The sequence below is a fragment of the Rhodococcus sp. ABRD24 genome, from assembly GCF_004328705.1.
GTDB lineage: Bacteria > Actinomycetota > Actinomycetes > Mycobacteriales > Mycobacteriaceae > Prescottella.
Genome location: NZ_CP035319.1, coordinates 1,049,715 through 1,064,574, shown reverse-complemented (window position 1 = coordinate 1,064,574; position 14,860 = coordinate 1,049,715). Strand labels below are relative to the sequence as shown.

The window sequence follows — 14,860 nt, the reverse complement described above, 5'->3', positions numbered from 1 at the left end:
ATTTCCGTGGCGACGCATGCAACCGCCGATTCGGCGGTGTGGAGGGACAAGAAGCGCTATCTCTGGCTCCTGGGGCTGATTCCGCCGACGGCAATCTTCCTGGCGATCGGGTTGGTGTGGCTGACCGATCGGGTGGGGCTCGGGGTGGTCGCACCGGTGTGGTGGTGGATCGGACCGCTGCTCGTATACGTGCTCCTGCCCATCCTCGACCTCGCCTTCGGTGCGGACGGCCAGAATCCACCGGACGAGGTGATGGAGCAGCTCGAGAACGACCGGTATTACCGCTGGTGTACCTATGCCTACATCCCGTTGCAGATCGTGACCATCGTCCTCGCGTGCTACCTGTGGTCAGCTGACGACCTGGGGTGGATCGGAGTCGACGGCGGGCTCGGGATCATCTCGAAGATCGGTCTGGCGATCAGTGTGGGGTGCGTTGCGGGCATCGGGATCAACACCGCCCACGAACTCGGGCACAAGAAGGACAACCTGGAGCGCTGGCTGTCGAAAATTACGCTCGCGCAGTCCTTCTACGGTCACTTCTACATCGAGCACAACCGCGGGCATCATGTGCGGGTCGCGACGCCGGAGGACCCGGCGAGTTCCCGATTCGGTGAGAGTTTCTGGGCATTCCTGCCGCGCAGTGTATGGGGAAGTCTGCGGTCGTCGTGGGGTCTGGAGAAGGCTCGGCTCGAACGGTTGGGCAAGGGGCCGTGGACGATTCGCAACGACGTCCTCAATGCATGGCTGATGTCGGTCGTACTGTTCGGGGCGATGATCGTGATCTTCGGATGGGAGGTGGCGCCGTATCTGGTGCTGCAGGCCGTCTTCGGTTTCACGCTCCTCGAGACCGTGAACTATCTCGAGCACTACGGGCTGCTGCGCCAGCGCACCGCGAGTGGACGGTACGAGCGTTGCACGCCGGCGCACAGCTGGAACAGCGACCACATCTGTACCAATATCTTTCTGTACCACCTGCAGCGGCACAGTGACCATCACGCGAATCCGACACGGCGCTATCAGACGTTGCGCAGCATGGACATTGCGCCGAACCTGCCGAGTGGCTACGCGAGCATGATCATGCTCGCGTATGTGCCGCCGCTGTGGCGGTCGGTGATGGATCGGAAAGTGCTCGCCCACTATGGCGGTGACATCACCCAGGTGAATCTGCAGCCGAGTAAACGCGAGAAGCTGCTCGCGACGTATGGAGGTGCGGTGTGAGTGCGTATCGGTGCCCGGTGTGCGAGTACGTGTTCGATGAGGCCGTCGGCGCACCACGTGAGGGATTCCCGGCCGGCACGACATGGGACGCGGTGCCCGAGGACTGGTGCTGCCCCGACTGCGGAGTGCGGGAGAAGATCGATTTCGAGCCCTTCTGACGGGGAACAGGACGGTGATCATGAACGAGTACAAGCTGTATCAGTGTGCGCAGTGTGGATTCGAATACGACGAGGAGCTCGGCTGGCCAGAGGACGGCATTGCGCCCGGCACCCGGTGGGACGACATCCCTGACGACTGGAGTTGCCCCGATTGTGGTGCGGCCAAGGAGGACTTCTTCATGGTCGAGGTGGAGCGCAGTTAGGGTCGAACCCATGACCGAGTCATATGAGCGGGTGCCGTATCAGGAGGCGGCACGGCTCCTCCTGCGCGAGTCGATCCTGGGCGCCGTGCACGATCTGTTGCTCGAGCGGGACTGGTCGAAGGTGACGATGACGGACGTCGCGGCCATGGCCGGCATCAGTCGTCAGACGCTGTACAACGAGTTCGGGTCGCGACAGGGGCTCGCAGAAGGGTATGCGCTGCGGCTGGTCGATCGGTTCGTCGATGCGGTGGAGTCCGCGGTGTACGCCCATGTCGGCGACGCGCGCGCGGCCCTGGTGGACGGTTTCGCGGTGTATTTCCACGCCAGTGCCGAGGATCCGCTGGTCCGGTCGTTGCGGAACGGGGCTGCCAAGCCCGATCTGTTACGGATCGTCACGACCGACAGTGCGCCGCTGGTCGCGCGTGCGTCGGAGCGGTTGGCGGAGACGTTCCGGCGGAGCTGGATTCAGGCACCGGAGGCGGATTCGTCGATCCTGGCCCACGGCGTCGTGCGCATCGCCCTCAGCTATGTCTCGATGCCGCCGGCATCGGATCGTGACGATGCGCAGGAGCTGGCGGCGCTGTTGGCGCCCTACGTGGATATCGTGACCAGGGTGTGAGGTACTGCCCGTCCCCAAGGGCGAATGAGTACCCGATAGCCTGGGGAGCATTCCAGACAGCGAACAGGAGAGGCATATGACGACCTCAGTTACTTCGGGGCCGGTGGCAGAGCGCCGCAACGGTATCGATTTCAAGGTGGCGGATCTTTCGCTCGCCGAGTTCGGCCGCAAGGAGATCCGTCTCGCCGAGCACGAGATGCCCGGCTTGATGGCATTGCGCCGTGAATACGCAGACGTGTTGCCGCTCAAGGGCGCTCGCATCTCGGGCTCGCTTCACATGACGATCCAGACCGCGGTCCTGATCGAGACCCTGGTCGCGCTCGGTGCCGAAGTTCGATGGGCGTCGTGCAACATCTTCTCGACCCAGGACCACGCCGCCGCGGCAGTCGTCGTCGGCCCGCACGGCACCGTCGAGGAGCCCAAGGGCGTCCCCGTGTTCGCGTGGAAGGGCGAGACCCTCGAGGAGTACTGGTGGGCGGCCGAGCAGATGCTCACCTGGCCCGGCACGACCGCGAACATGATTCTCGACGACGGCGGCGACGCCACGATGCTGGTGCTGCGCGGCGCGCAGTACGAGAAGGCCGGCGTCGTCCCGCCCACCGACGACGAGCACGACTCGGACGAGTACAAGGTGTTCCTGGCGCTGCTACGTAAGTCGCTCGAGGCCGAGGGCGGCAAGTGGACCGCGATCGCCGAGTCGGTGAAGGGGGTCACCGAGGAGACCACCACCGGCGTGCTGCGCCTGTACCAGTTCGCTGCCGCGGGTGAGCTGGCGTTCCCGGCGATCAACGTCAACGACTCGGTCACCAAGAGCAAGTTCGACAACAAGTACGGCACTCGCCACTCGCTGCTCGACGGCATCAACCGCGGTACCGACGTCCTGATCGGCGGCAAGGCCGCGCTGGTGTGTGGCTACGGCGATGTGGGCAAGGGCTGCGCCGAGGCGCTGCGCGGCCAGGGCGCCCGCGTCACGGTCACCGAGATCGACCCGATCAACGCGCTCCAGGCGCTGATGGACGGCTTCAACGTCAAGACCGTCGAGGAGTTCATCGGCGAGGCCGACATCGTGATCACCGCGACGGGCAACAAGGACATCATCTCCTTCGAGCACATGAAGCAGATGAAGCACCAGGCCATTCTCGGCAACATCGGTCACTTCGACAACGAGATCGACATGGCCGGCCTCGAGCGTGCCAGCGACGTCACCCGCATCAATATCAAGCCGCAGGTCGACGAGTTCACGTTCGCCGACGGTCATTCGATCATCGTGCTGTCCGAGGGTCGTCTGCTGAACCTCGGCAACGCCACCGGTCATCCGTCGTTCGTGATGTCGAACTCCTTCGCGAACCAGACCATCGCGCAGATCGAGCTCTGGACCAAGCCGGACGAGTACGACAACGAGGTGTACCGCCTGCCCAAGCACCTCGACGAGAAGGTCGCGAAGATCCACGTCGAGGCGCTCGGCGGCTCGATCACCAAGCTCACCAAGGACCAGGCCGAGTACATCGGCGTGGACGTCGAGGGCCCGTACAAGCCGGAGCATTACCGGTACTGAGGTACCGCTGACGCTCGGCATCCCCCTTCGGCTGTGGCCGGGAATCGTGTCTCATGATTCCCGGCCACAGGTGGTAATCGGCGGTCCCGTGGACCTTCCCGCGCTACTGTCACCACGTATGACAGCTATAGCGCGAACCGGTGAGCGTCTACTCTTTCGCGACGTCCGGGTGTTCGACGGAGTCTCCGCAGATCTCGTTCACGGCGACGTCCTGATCGAGGGCGGCACGATTGCCGCGGTCTCCGACTCGCCGATAGGCGATGCGCCTGCCCGCGACACCGTGGTCCTCGACGGCGGTGGCCGGGTGCTGATGCCCGGCATGAGCGATGCGCACGTCCATCTGGTCGGCAACGCGAACACGTACATCGACCTGCTGACGGGAACACAGGCCCACATCGCGCTCAATGGCGTCGCCGAGGCGCGGAACATGCTGATGCGTGGCTTCACGACCGTACGGGACATGGCAGGTGATACCGCGAGCATAAAGTCCGCGATCGACCGGGGCCTGTTCCCCGGTCCGCGCATCTATCCGAGCCAGGCCGCGATCTCCCAGACGAGCGGCCACGGCGACTTCGGCAATGTCTACGACACCCCGACCGCACTGGGCGGTGCACCCAACCGGTCCGAAGAGATCGGCTTCATGCGCATTGCGGACGGCGAGCAGCGCGTTCTCGCAGCGGTACGGGAGCAGCTCAAACGGGGAGCCTCGCAGATCAAGCTGATGGTGGGTGGTGGTGCCGCGTCCACCTACGACCCCCTGTACACCGTGCAGTTCACAGCGGGCGAGCTGCGGGCAGCGGTCGATGCGGCCACTGATTACGGAACCTACGTCGCCACCCACGTGTACAACGTCACGGGCATCAGACGGGCCATCGATGCCGGAGTCAAGTCGATCGAGCACGGTCACCTTGCGGACGAGGCGACCATTGCCTTGATGGCCGAGGCGGACGTGTGGTTGTCGATGCAGCCGTTCGCGGAGGACGATCACCACTTCCCGGACCCGGATCGTGCGGAGAAGAACCGCCGGATCTGTGAGGGAGTGGCGGACGTGTACGGCTGGGCGAAGAAGCACGGCGTCAACGTCGCGTTCGGTACCGACCTGTTGCTCGAACCGCAATCTGCCGCCCGGCAGAGCGATATGGCTGTCCGGCTCGCCGACTACTACGGCAACGTCGGGGCGCTGCGAATGCTGACGTCGGGTAACGCGCGTCTGTTCCGTCTCGCCGGCGAACGTGACCCGTACCGGGATGCGCCCTTCGGTGTGATCCAGGCCGGGGCGTGGGCGGATGTGCTGCTCGTCGACGGAAACCCGCTCGACGATCTCGCCCTGCTGGCGGAGCCGGACAAGTACCTGTCCGTCATCGTCAAGAACGGTGAGGTGGTCAAGAACGCGCTGCAGCAGTCCTTTTCGGACGCGAGCTCGGGCGGTGGCCGCGAGCACCGATAGGCTCGGCGTCCGTGGGAACTCTCATCGCACTGGAAGGCCTTGACGGCGCGGGCAAGCGGACACTCGTCGGCAAGGTGGTCGAGCACCTCGAACGCGTCGGATTGACGGTCGCCACGCTCGACTTTCCGCGGTACGGCAGCTCCGTGCACGCGGATCTGGCGTCGGAGGCGCTCAAAGGCGCACACGGCGACCTGAGTGATTCCGTCCACGCGATGGCCGTGATGTTCGCACTCGACCGGGCCGGCGCGGCCGCGCATCTGCGGGAGCTCGTCGCCGGGCGCGACGTGGTGATCCTCGACCGTTACGTCGCGTCGAATGCCGCATATGGTGCTGCGCGGATGCACCAGCACGCCGACGGCGAATTCGTCACGTGGATCGAGGCCCTCGAGTTCGATCGCCTCGGGCTGCCCCGGCCGGATCTGCAGATCTATCTCGACGTGCCGGTCGCCCTCGCCGAGGAACGGGCCCGGCTACGGGAGGCAGCCGACAGCGCCCGGGCGCTCGACGCCTACGAAAGGGACCGTGACCTGCAGTCCCGCACCGGTGAGGTGTACCGGGAACTGGCGGCAGCCGACTGGAATTCGCCGTGGTTGACCGTCATGCCCGATGTCGATCCGGGCACGCTCGCCGATAAACTGGCACTCTTGCATGAGCACAGGGTGCGCCACTGAAGCAATGAACGGCACGCCGTAGGAGCGAACGCGCCTCCCACGGCGTCGAAGGTGTAACGATAGGGATATGAAGCCAAGGATTCTGGTTGTCGACGATGACACAGCTCTCGCCGAGATGCTCACCATCGTGCTTCGCGGTGAGGGATTCGAGCCTTACGTAGTGGGGGACGGCAGTCAGGCGCTGCCGGCTGTCCGTGAGATCCGGCCGGACTTGGTGCTGCTCGACCTCATGCTTCCGGGTATGAACGGTATCGACGTGTGCCGTGTGCTGCGGGCGGAGTCGGGTGTCCCGATCGTGATGCTCACGGCCCGGACGGACACGGTGGACGTCGTCCTGGGTCTCGAATCGGGTGCGGACGACTACATCATGAAGCCGTTCAAGCCGAAGGAACTGGTGGCCCGGGTGCGCGCACGATTGCGCCGCACCGAGGAGGAGCCGGCGGAAGTCCTGAGTATCGGCGACATCATGATCGACGTGCCCGCGCACAAGGTGACTCGTGACAACGCGCTGATCTCGCTCACCCCGCTCGAGTTCGACCTGCTGGTCGCTCTCGCGCGTAAGCCGCGTCAGGTCTTCACGCGTGAGGTCCTCCTCGAGCAGGTGTGGGGGTACCGGCATGCGGCCGATACGCGTCTGGTGAACGTGCACGTCCAGCGCTTGCGCGCGAAGGTTGAGAAGGATCCGGAGAATCCCGAGGTGGTGCTGACTGTCAGGGGGGTCGGCTACAAGGCCGGACCGCCGTGATCGGTGCCGGCCGGACCCGGCGGCGAGCCAATAGGGCGTTTTCGCCGCTGATCCGCTGGTGCCGAGCGTGTGGCAACTGGTTGGCACACGCTTGGCGTCGGTCTCTGCAGCTCCGGGTCGTCGTCTCGACCCTGTCGCTGTCACTGATCGTGATCACGATCCTCGGTGTGGTGCTGACCAGCCAGATCACCGACCGCCTTCTCGAAGCGAAAATCACCGCGGCAACCGAGGAAATCGACCGTGCCCGGAGCACGGTCGAGGCCGAGCTGTCCGGCGCCGACGACAGTGGATCGCTGGAAGTTCGGCTCGAAAGCGCCAGACTCTCGCTCACCAACCGGGCGACGGACGGTGCCCAGACGTCGGGATCTGCGGGTACCTTCGATCCGGTGCTGATCGTGCCCGGGGACGGACCACGTCCGCCCACGTCCAGTGGGCCGGCAGACCAGATACCCGAGAGTTTGCGCGATTTCGTCCGCGCGAACCAGATCGCTTCCCAGTTCGCGACGGTGTCCGATCCGGGTGGTTACTCCGGTCCGGCGTTGATCATCGGCAGCCCGACGGCGTCGGACATCTCGACGCTCGAACTGTATCTCGTCTTCCCGCTCGCGAGCGAGGACCGCAGTCTGTCGTTGGTGCGGGGCACCCTGTTGATCGGCGGCGCTGTTCTCGCGGTGCTGCTGGCGGCGATCTCGATGCTGGTGGCCCGCCAGGTGGTCCTGCCGATTCGGTCGGCGTCGCGGATCGCCGTGCGGTTCGCGGACGGCCGTCTCAAGGAGAGGATGCCGGTCCGCGGTGAGGACGATATGGCCCGGCTGGCGATGTCGTTCAACGAGATGGCGGAGAGCCTGTCGAAGCAGATCACCCAGCTCGAGGAGTTCGGCAATCTGCAGAAGCGGTTCACCTCGGACGTCAGCCACGAGCTGCGCACTCCGCTCACCACCGTCCGCATGGCCGCCGATCTCATCCACGACAGCAGCGACGAGCTGGACCCGGTGCTGAAACGGTCCTCGGAGCTGCTGGTCACGGAGTTGGACCGGTTCGAGAGCCTGCTCGCCGACCTGCTCGAGATCTCCCGTCACGATGCGGGCGTTGCTGAGCTCGCGGCCGAGCAATTGGATCTGCGGATGTGTGCGCGGGCGGCCATCTCGACCGTTCGGCACCTCGCGAAGGATACGTCCACGGAGCTCATTGTCGACCTGCCGGAAGACGCTGTCGTCGCGGAGGTCGATCCCCGGCGGGTGGAGCGCATCCTGCGTAACCTGCTCGCCAACGCGATCGATCACGGTGAGGGCAAGCCGGTGCTGCTGCGTCTGCGGGCCGACGACGATGCTGCCGCGTTCATCGTGCGGGACCAGGGAGTCGGTCTGCGTCCGGGTGAGGAGAAGTTGGTGTTCAACCGGTTCTGGCGGTCGGACCCGTCGCGGGTCCGCCGCTCCGGCGGTACGGGTCTGGGACTGGCGATCAGCGTCGAGGACGCGAACTTGCACAACGGCATGCTCGAAGCGTGGGGCGAACCCGGCCAGGGCGCGTGCTTCCGGTTGACGCTGCCGCGGGTCCGCGGACGCAAGGTGCTTCGCAGCCCACTGCCGCTGAAGCCACCATCGGGCAAGAAGGCTCCGGGGCAGGCACTGCCCGGCGAGAAGGCCGTCGAGCCGGCCGAGACCGCGCCTGCACCCCCGTCGCCACCCGCGCCGGCCAGTACCGACCGGACTGAGTTGACACTGCCGGTGTCGGTCGATCAGCCCGACCCGGACGAAGCGCCGACCGTGCCGCGTGTTCGGGAGCGGGAATCGTGACCGGCACCCGACCCGGAGGGCGCCCGGTCCGCGCCGCTGCGGTTGCTCTGCTGGCCGTGCTGGCGTTGTTGGCCGCCGGTTGTGCGAACCTGCCGGATTCGTCGACCCCGCTTGCGCTCGGGACCATCGAGCGCCCCCCGGTGAGCACGAGCGTGGAGGCGCCGGCCCCCGGCCGGGAACCCGATCTGCTGCTGCGAGACTTCGTCGAGGCCAGCACCGATCCGGCCAACCGTCATCTCGCGGCGCGGCAGTTCCTGACCAAGGACATGTCCGGGCGCTGGGACGATGCGGCGAGCGCCACGATCGTCGACAAGATCGACCTGATCCTGGAGAACCGCACTGCCGACCGGGCGGTCTACACGATTCGGGCGAACCGCGTCGGACAGCTCGAGCCGGGTGGCCTCTACCAAGCCCGAGAAGGAACGTACGAGGCGCGGTTCAGTTGGGTGAAGGTCGACGGAGAGTGGCGGATCGAAGACATGCCTCCGGGCGTGATCATGGACCGTCCGAAGTTCCTGAACTCGTACGAACGCAAGTCGCTGTACTTCCTGGATCCGACGGCACAGACGGTAGTGCCCGATCTACGGTGGGTTGCGACCAGCCAGGACCAGATGGCAACGCAGCTGATCGGGCTGCTCATCGACGGTCCCAAGCCGTCACTGGCCGGTGCGGTGCGCAACGAGCTCGGCAGCGGTGTCTCGGTTCTCGGCACCATCACCAAGGCGGATGGGCGGTCGTCCCAGGTCGGGGTGGGGCTCGGCGGGATCCGTGTCGACTTCCAAGGCCTGGGGAAGATGAACACGCAATCCCGGGAACTGCTTGCGGCGCAGGTGGTCTGGACACTGTCGAGTGCTGATATTTCAGGTCCGTACGTACTCCTCGCCGATGGTCACCCGCTGGATGAGCGCTATAAGGATGGTTGGACGACAGCCGACGTCGCGTCGCTCAACCCGCTGGCGACTGCCGGCGCAACGGTGGGTCTGCACGCGCTGCGCGGGGGTGGATTGGTCAGTGTCGGCGACTCCGGGGTGACTGCGGTGCCCGGCTACTTCGGTGCGTCCGGCAATCTGCGTTCGCTCGCGCTGTCGCAGGACGGATCGCTCGCGGCGGCCGTCGCCGAGACCCGCAGGCCGGTACCGGAGGCGCAGAACGCGTTCGTGGTGGGTACCTACGACGGGAACGTCGCCACCGCACTCGAGGCGCAATCGGTGACGCGACCGTCGTGGTCGCTCGACGGTGCCACGGTGTGGGCGGCAATCAACGGATCGACCGTGGTGCGCGTAGTCCGTGAGACCGGGACCGGCAAGCTCACGGTGGTGAATGTGGAGACCGGCGAGATCTCGGCGCTGGGCGGCCCTATCACGGAACTGCGCCTGTCGCGGGACGGTGTGCGCGCGGCAATGATCGTGGACGGAAAGGTCTATGTGGCCACCGTGATCCGATTGCGGGACGGCGAGTACACGCTCACCAACCCCCGGGCGATCGCCCACGGACTCGGCGGCGCGGCGCTGGCGCTCGACTGGAGTACGGGCGACACGGTGGTCGTGGTCCGATCGGGCGCGGAGATTCCCGTGGTGCAGCTGGCCGTGGACGGTTCGCGGATGGATCCGCTGCCGAGCCGGAACCTCACGTCTCCGGTGCTGACGGTCGAGGCGTCGTCGACGACCGAGTACGTCGCGGACTCGCGCGCGGTGTTCCAGCTCAACAACAACGATCCGGCGGGGGACCGGTACTGGCGTGAGGTCCCCGGACTGACCGGGGTGGGGGCTGTTCCGGTCCTGCCGGGCTGAATCTCGGTCTGGCCGAGCTTGTCGGTGCGCAGCGGCACAATCGGCGGGTGCGCGCCCTCCTGGACCTGATTCTGCCGCTCGAGTGTGGGGGCTGCGGCGACTCCGGTTCCGGATGGTGCGAGCGGTGCCGTAGAACCCTGGCGGACGATCCGGTGGCCGTCCGCCCGCGTGTCGATCCCGGCGTCCCGGTGTGGGCGCTGGGGCCGTATGCGGGGCCGCGGCGGGGCGCGGTGATTGCGGCCAAGGAACGTGGCCGCCGGGATCTGGCGGTGCCGATGGGAATGGCCCTCGCGGGTGCGGTGAACACGTTGCGCCGATGGGGCGAACTCGATCCGCCCGAGCTGGCCCCGTTGTGGTTGGTGCCGGCACCGACCCGGGCTCGTGCGGCCCGGGCGCGTGGCGGCGACCCGGTGCTTCGCATCGCCAGTGTCGTCGCGACGGCCACGGGACGCGGTAGCCGAGTGTGCCCGGCGTTGTCGATGGGCCGCGGGGTGCGAGATTCGGTGGGGCTGTCGGCGGCGCAGCGTCAGGACAATCTGGCGGGCCGGGTTCGCGTGTCGGACAAGGTGCCGGACGATTTTCTTCGCACCCGCCGATCGTGTCCGGAAGTTGTTCTCGTCGACGACGTCCTCACGACGGGGGCGACCGCCGCCGAGTCGGTTCGGGTCCTCGCGACCGCTGGAGTGCAGGTGGGAGCGGTGCTTGTTCTCGCGTACGCATGATCAGACAACTCGGACACCGCCGCCGCGGCTCAGGAAGGTATCTGCACCGGTCGCGGACCGAATGATTGTTTCGCACGACACGCCGGTGAATTCGGTCTGAAGAGTGGCACATGGCGCGGTTACGTACTAGCGTCGCGTTCACACCCGAAGACACAGGTGGGAGGTGATATTTCACGTTCTGACGCCGGGTGGTTCCCTGCCCGGTCTAGATCGAACTCGCCGGTCTCCGAAGTGAGCCGGCCGATATTCGGGAGGTACGAGTGACGACCCCTACGCACGCCTCGGTTTTCGTCGAAGACGACACCGCAGAGGCTCGAGGCACATCGAGCGCGAACAACGCTGAAATCGTCGTCAAAGGACGCAACGTAGAGGTTCCGGATCACTTCCGGGTCTACGTTTCCGAGAAGCTCGCGCGACTCGAGCGCTTCGATCCCTCCATTTTCCACTTCGACGTGGAACTCCAGCATGAACGCAATCGCCGGCAGGCCAAGAGTTGTCAGCGGGTCGAGATCACGGCTCGCGGCAAGGGCCCAATCGTTCGCGCGGAAGCCAGCGCGGACAGTTTCTACGCGGCATTCGAATCCGTGACTGCCAAATTGGAAAGCCGACTGCGTCGCTCGAAGGACCGTCGAAAGGTCCATTACGGAGAGAAGACGCCCGTTTCCGTCGCGCAGGCCACGGCCGCGCTGGCCGAGGACGACTCGCTGGCGATCGATCACGACATTTCCCTCGACGGCGAGGCGCCGCCCGGCCCCGGCCAGATCGTGCGGACGAAGATTCACACCGCCGAACCGATGACTGTCGACGACGCGCTGTACGAGATGGAGCTGGTCGGGCACGACTTCTATCTGTTCCACGACAAGGAGACCGATCGAGCCTCCGTCGTGTACCGACGCCACGCGTTCGACTACGGATTGATACGCCTGGCATGACATTGCGGGTGGTCGGGCTACTCTCTCGACCGTGATTGCGCATACCATGGGATCCGGCTGGGGTCACCCGACCTCGGCCGGATTCCGTTTGTCACATATCTGACACCGAGGAATGAGGACGAAGAAGACCGTGCCGTCACTGTCGCTATCGAAGCTGCTCCGTGTAGGTGAAGGTCGCATGGTCAAGCGGCTCAAGCACATCGCCGATCATGTCTCCTCCCTTTCCCCGGAGGTCGAGAAGCTGTCCGACGAGCAACTCCGGGCCAAGACCGACGAGTTCCGCAAGCGCTACGGCGACGGCGAGACGCTCGACGAAATGCTGCCCGAGGCGTTCGCCGTTGCCCGGGAGGCCGCCAGCCGAGTGCTCAGCCAGCGTCATTTCGACGTGCAGGTGATGGGCGGCGCGGCGTTGCACTTCGGCAATGTCGCCGAGATGAAGACAGGTGAGGGCAAGACCCTCACCTGTGTGCTCCCGGCGTACCTCAACGCGATCTCCGGCGACGGCGTGCACGTCGTCACCGTCAACGACTACCTCGCCCGGCGAGATTCCGAGTGGATGGGCCGCGTGCACCGTTTCCTCGGGCTCGAGGTCGACGTGATCCTGTCCGGGATGACCCCCGCTGAGCGTCGCAAGGCATACGCCGCGGACATCACCTACGGCACCAACAACGAGTTCGGCTTCGACTACCTGCGCGACAACATGACGCACAGCCTCGACGACCTGGTGCAGCGCGGCCACAACTTCGCCGTCGTCGACGAGGTGGACTCGATCCTCATCGACGAGGCGCGTACGCCATTGATCATCTCGGGCCCGGCCGACGCGTCCAGCAAGTGGTACGGCGAGTTCGCCCGTATCGCGCCGCTACTCAAGCGTGACGTCCACTACGAGGTCGACATTCGCAAGCGCACCGTCGGTGTGCACGAGGCCGGTGTCGAGTTCGTCGAGGACCAGCTGGGTATCGACAACCTGTACGAGGCCGCGAACTCGCCGCTGGTGAGCTACTTGAACAACGCCGTCAAGGCCAAGGAGCTCTACCAGAAGGACAAGGACTACATCGTCCGCGACGGCGAGGTCATCATCGTCGACGAGTTCACCGGCCGTGTGCTGGTGGGCCGCCGCTACAACGAGGGCATGCACCAGGCGATCGAGGCCAAGGAGAAGGTCGAGATCAAGGCCGAGAACCAGACCCTCGCCACGATCACGCTGCAGAACTACTTCCGGCTGTACGAGCGGCTCTCGGGTATGACCGGTACCGCCGAGACCGAGGCCGCCGAGCTGCACCAGACGTACGGCCTGGGCGTCATCCCGATCCCGACGAACCGTCCGCTGATCCGTGTCGACAACGGCGACCTGATCTACAAGACCGAAGAGGCCAAGTTCGACGCCGTTGTCGACGACGTCGTCGAGCGGCACCAGAAGGGTCAGCCGGTCCTGATCGGTACCACCAGCGTCGAGCGTTCGGAGTACCTCTCCAAGCAGTTCACCAAGCGCGGAGTGGTGCACAGCGTGCTCAATGCCAAGTTCCACGAGCAGGAGGCGACCATCGTCGCCGAGGCGGGGCGCTCGGGTGCGGTGACCGTGGCGACCAACATGGCCGGCCGTGGTACCGACGTCGTGCTCGGCGGCAACCCGGACATCATCGCCGACCTCGTGCTGCGTAAGCAGGGGCTCGATCCGGTGCACAACCCGGAGGAGTACGAGGCGGCCTGGGAGGGCGTGCTCGAGAAGGTCAAGGCCGAGGTCAAGGAAGACGCAGACAAGGTTCGCGACGCGGGTGGCCTGTACGTGCTCGGCACCGAGCGTCACGAATCGCGCCGTATCGACAACCAGTTGCGCGGTCGTTCCGGCCGTCAGGGCGATCCCGGTGAATCGCGTTTCTACCTGTCGCTAGGCGACGAGTTGATGCGACGCTTCAACGGTGCGGCGCTCGAGTCGATCATGACCCGTCTCAACCTGCCCGATGATGTACCGATCGAGGCCAAGATGGTCTCGAAGGCGATCAAGAGTGCACAGACGCAGGTGGAGCAGCAGAACTTCGAGATCCGCAAGAACGTCCTCAAGTACGACGAGGTGATGAACAAGCAGCGCACCGTCATCTACGCGGAGCGCCGCCGTATCCTCGAGGGCGAGGACCTCGAGGGGCAGATCGATTCGATGATCACCGACGTGATCACTGCATACGTCAACGGCGCGGCCGGCGAGGGGTATGTCGAGGACTGGGATCTGGACCAGTTGTGGACGGCCCTCAAGACGCTCTACCCGGTGGGCGTCGATCACAAGGAGCTGCTGGGCGCGGCCGAGGCCGGAGAGTCGGACCTGGGTCGTGAGGAGCTGCTCGAGGCGCTGCTGAAGGACGCGAGGGATGCGTACGCCAAGCGTGAGCAGCAGGTCGACGAGATCGCCGGCGTGGGGGGTATGCGTGAGCTCGAGCGTCGCGTGCTGCTGTCCGTGCTGGACCGCAAGTGGCGCGAGCACCTCTACGAGATGGACTACCTCAAGGAGGGCATCGGGCTGCGCGCGATGGCGCAGCGCGACCCGCTGGTCGAGTACCAGCGCGAGGGCTACGACATGTTCATCGCGATGCTCGAGGGCCTCAAGGAGGAGTCGGTCGGATTCCTGTTCAACCTCCAGGTGGAGGCCGGTACCCCACAGGGCGGCGGTTCCCCGGTGAGCGTCACTGCGGCGTCCGCAGCGGCTGCAGCAGCTGGCGGCCCGGCGTTGTCCCAGGGCCAGGGTTCGCAGCCGTTGCCTACCGAGCAGGCAGCCCAGGAGCAGACGCGTCCCGCGGCTCCCGCGGCGCTCAAGGCCAAGGGTCTCGACGAGGTCGAACCGCGCGGGCTGACCTTCTCCGGTCCCGCCGAGGACGGCAGCGCGCAGGTCAGCCGGGTGGCGTCCGAGTCCGATGGAGACACGGGCTCTCGCCGTGAGCGTCGCCAGGCGGCCCGCGAGGATGCGAAGGCCACGAAGAAGGCGCCGCGCACGAAGCGGAAGCGTTAGCGATGA

The 14,860-nt window shown here is 65.8% G+C and carries 13 protein-coding genes; all 13 read left to right on the top strand.

Annotation, left to right across the window (positions count from 1 at the left end; genetic code table 11):
- The 13 genes from ERC79_RS04720 (at position 1) to secA (ending at position 14,854) form a co-directional block, all read left to right on the top strand.
- A complete protein-coding gene (locus ERC79_RS04720) occupies positions 1-1,218 on the top strand; it encodes an alkane 1-monooxygenase (RefSeq protein ID WP_131576167.1) in 1,218 nt (405 codons plus the stop codon).
- Entirely contained in the window at positions 1,215-1,376 is a 162-nt protein-coding gene (locus ERC79_RS04715; RefSeq protein WP_131576165.1) for a rubredoxin, read from the top strand. The genes ERC79_RS04720 and ERC79_RS04715 overlap by 4 nt, the downstream gene beginning before the upstream one ends.
- Before the next feature lie 20 nt (positions 1,377-1,396).
- Positions 1,397-1,579, top strand: a complete 183-nt coding sequence (locus ERC79_RS04710) for a rubredoxin (protein WP_131576163.1) — start codon at positions 1,397-1,399, stop codon at positions 1,577-1,579.
- Positions 1,580-1,589: 10 nt separating this feature from the next.
- Positions 1,590-2,198, top strand: coding sequence for a TetR family transcriptional regulator (locus tag ERC79_RS04705; RefSeq protein ID WP_131576161.1), 609 nt, complete (start codon positions 1,590-1,592; stop codon positions 2,196-2,198).
- 76 nt (positions 2,199-2,274) lie between these two features.
- A complete protein-coding gene (gene ahcY, locus ERC79_RS04700; protein ID WP_131576159.1) occupies positions 2,275-3,753 on the top strand; it encodes an adenosylhomocysteinase in 1,479 nt (492 codons plus the stop codon).
- A 118-nt stretch (positions 3,754-3,871) separates the two neighbouring features.
- Positions 3,872-5,200, top strand: a complete 1,329-nt coding sequence (locus ERC79_RS04695) for an amidohydrolase family protein (RefSeq protein WP_131576157.1) — start codon at positions 3,872-3,874, stop codon at positions 5,198-5,200.
- A gap of 11 nt (positions 5,201-5,211) precedes the next feature.
- On the top strand, positions 5,212-5,871 hold the full coding sequence (locus tag ERC79_RS04690; protein WP_131576155.1) for a dTMP kinase: 660 nt from the start codon (positions 5,212-5,214) through the stop codon (positions 5,869-5,871).
- Between the two features lie 67 nt (positions 5,872-5,938).
- Positions 5,939-6,616: an MtrAB system response regulator MtrA gene (gene mtrA / locus ERC79_RS04685; RefSeq protein WP_131576153.1), complete on the top strand. Its 678-nt coding sequence runs from the start codon at positions 5,939-5,941 to the stop codon at positions 6,614-6,616.
- On the top strand, positions 6,613-8,412 hold the full coding sequence (mtrB, locus tag ERC79_RS04680; RefSeq protein WP_131576151.1) for an MtrAB system histidine kinase MtrB: 1,800 nt from the start codon (positions 6,613-6,615) through the stop codon (positions 8,410-8,412). The genes mtrA and mtrB overlap by 4 nt, the downstream gene beginning before the upstream one ends.
- On the top strand, positions 8,409-10,202 hold the full coding sequence (gene lpqB / locus ERC79_RS04675; protein WP_131576149.1) for an MtrAB system accessory lipoprotein LpqB: 1,794 nt from the start codon (positions 8,409-8,411) through the stop codon (positions 10,200-10,202). Before mtrB ends, lpqB begins: the two co-directional genes overlap by 4 nt.
- Positions 10,203-10,249: 47 nt before the next feature.
- Positions 10,250-10,924 (top strand): ComF family protein, encoded by a 675-nt coding sequence (locus ERC79_RS04670; protein WP_131576147.1) that lies wholly within the window; start codon positions 10,250-10,252, stop codon positions 10,922-10,924.
- A gap of 260 nt (positions 10,925-11,184) precedes the next feature.
- Positions 11,185-11,856: a ribosome-associated translation inhibitor RaiA gene (gene raiA, locus ERC79_RS04665; protein ID WP_131576145.1), complete on the top strand. Its 672-nt coding sequence runs from the start codon at positions 11,185-11,187 to the stop codon at positions 11,854-11,856.
- A 112-nt stretch (positions 11,857-11,968) separates the two neighbouring features.
- Positions 11,969-14,854: a preprotein translocase subunit SecA gene (secA, locus tag ERC79_RS04660; RefSeq protein WP_207390429.1), complete on the top strand. Its 2,886-nt coding sequence runs from the start codon at positions 11,969-11,971 to the stop codon at positions 14,852-14,854.
- Positions 14,855-14,860 lie beyond the last annotated feature (6 nt).

What these genes read in the sequence shown, in the direction of transcription:
- ERC79_RS04710 (WP_131576163.1), top strand. Translation starts at nt 1,397, where the DNA reads ATGAACGAGTACAAGCTGTATCAGTGTGCGCAGTGTGGATTCGAATAC.
- ERC79_RS04705 (WP_131576161.1), top strand. Translation starts at nt 1,590, where the DNA reads ATGACCGAGTCATATGAGCGGGTGCCGTATCAGGAGGCGGCACGGCTC.
- ahcY (WP_131576159.1), top strand. Translation starts at nt 2,275, where the DNA reads ATGACGACCTCAGTTACTTCGGGGCCGGTGGCAGAGCGCCGCAACGGT.
- ERC79_RS04695 (WP_131576157.1), top strand. Translation starts at nt 3,872, where the DNA reads ATGACAGCTATAGCGCGAACCGGTGAGCGTCTACTCTTTCGCGACGTC.
- mtrA (WP_131576153.1), top strand. Translation starts at nt 5,939, where the DNA reads ATGAAGCCAAGGATTCTGGTTGTCGACGATGACACAGCTCTCGCCGAG.
- secA (WP_207390429.1), top strand. Translation starts at nt 11,969, where the DNA reads ATGAGGACGAAGAAGACCGTGCCGTCACTGTCGCTATCGAAGCTGCTC.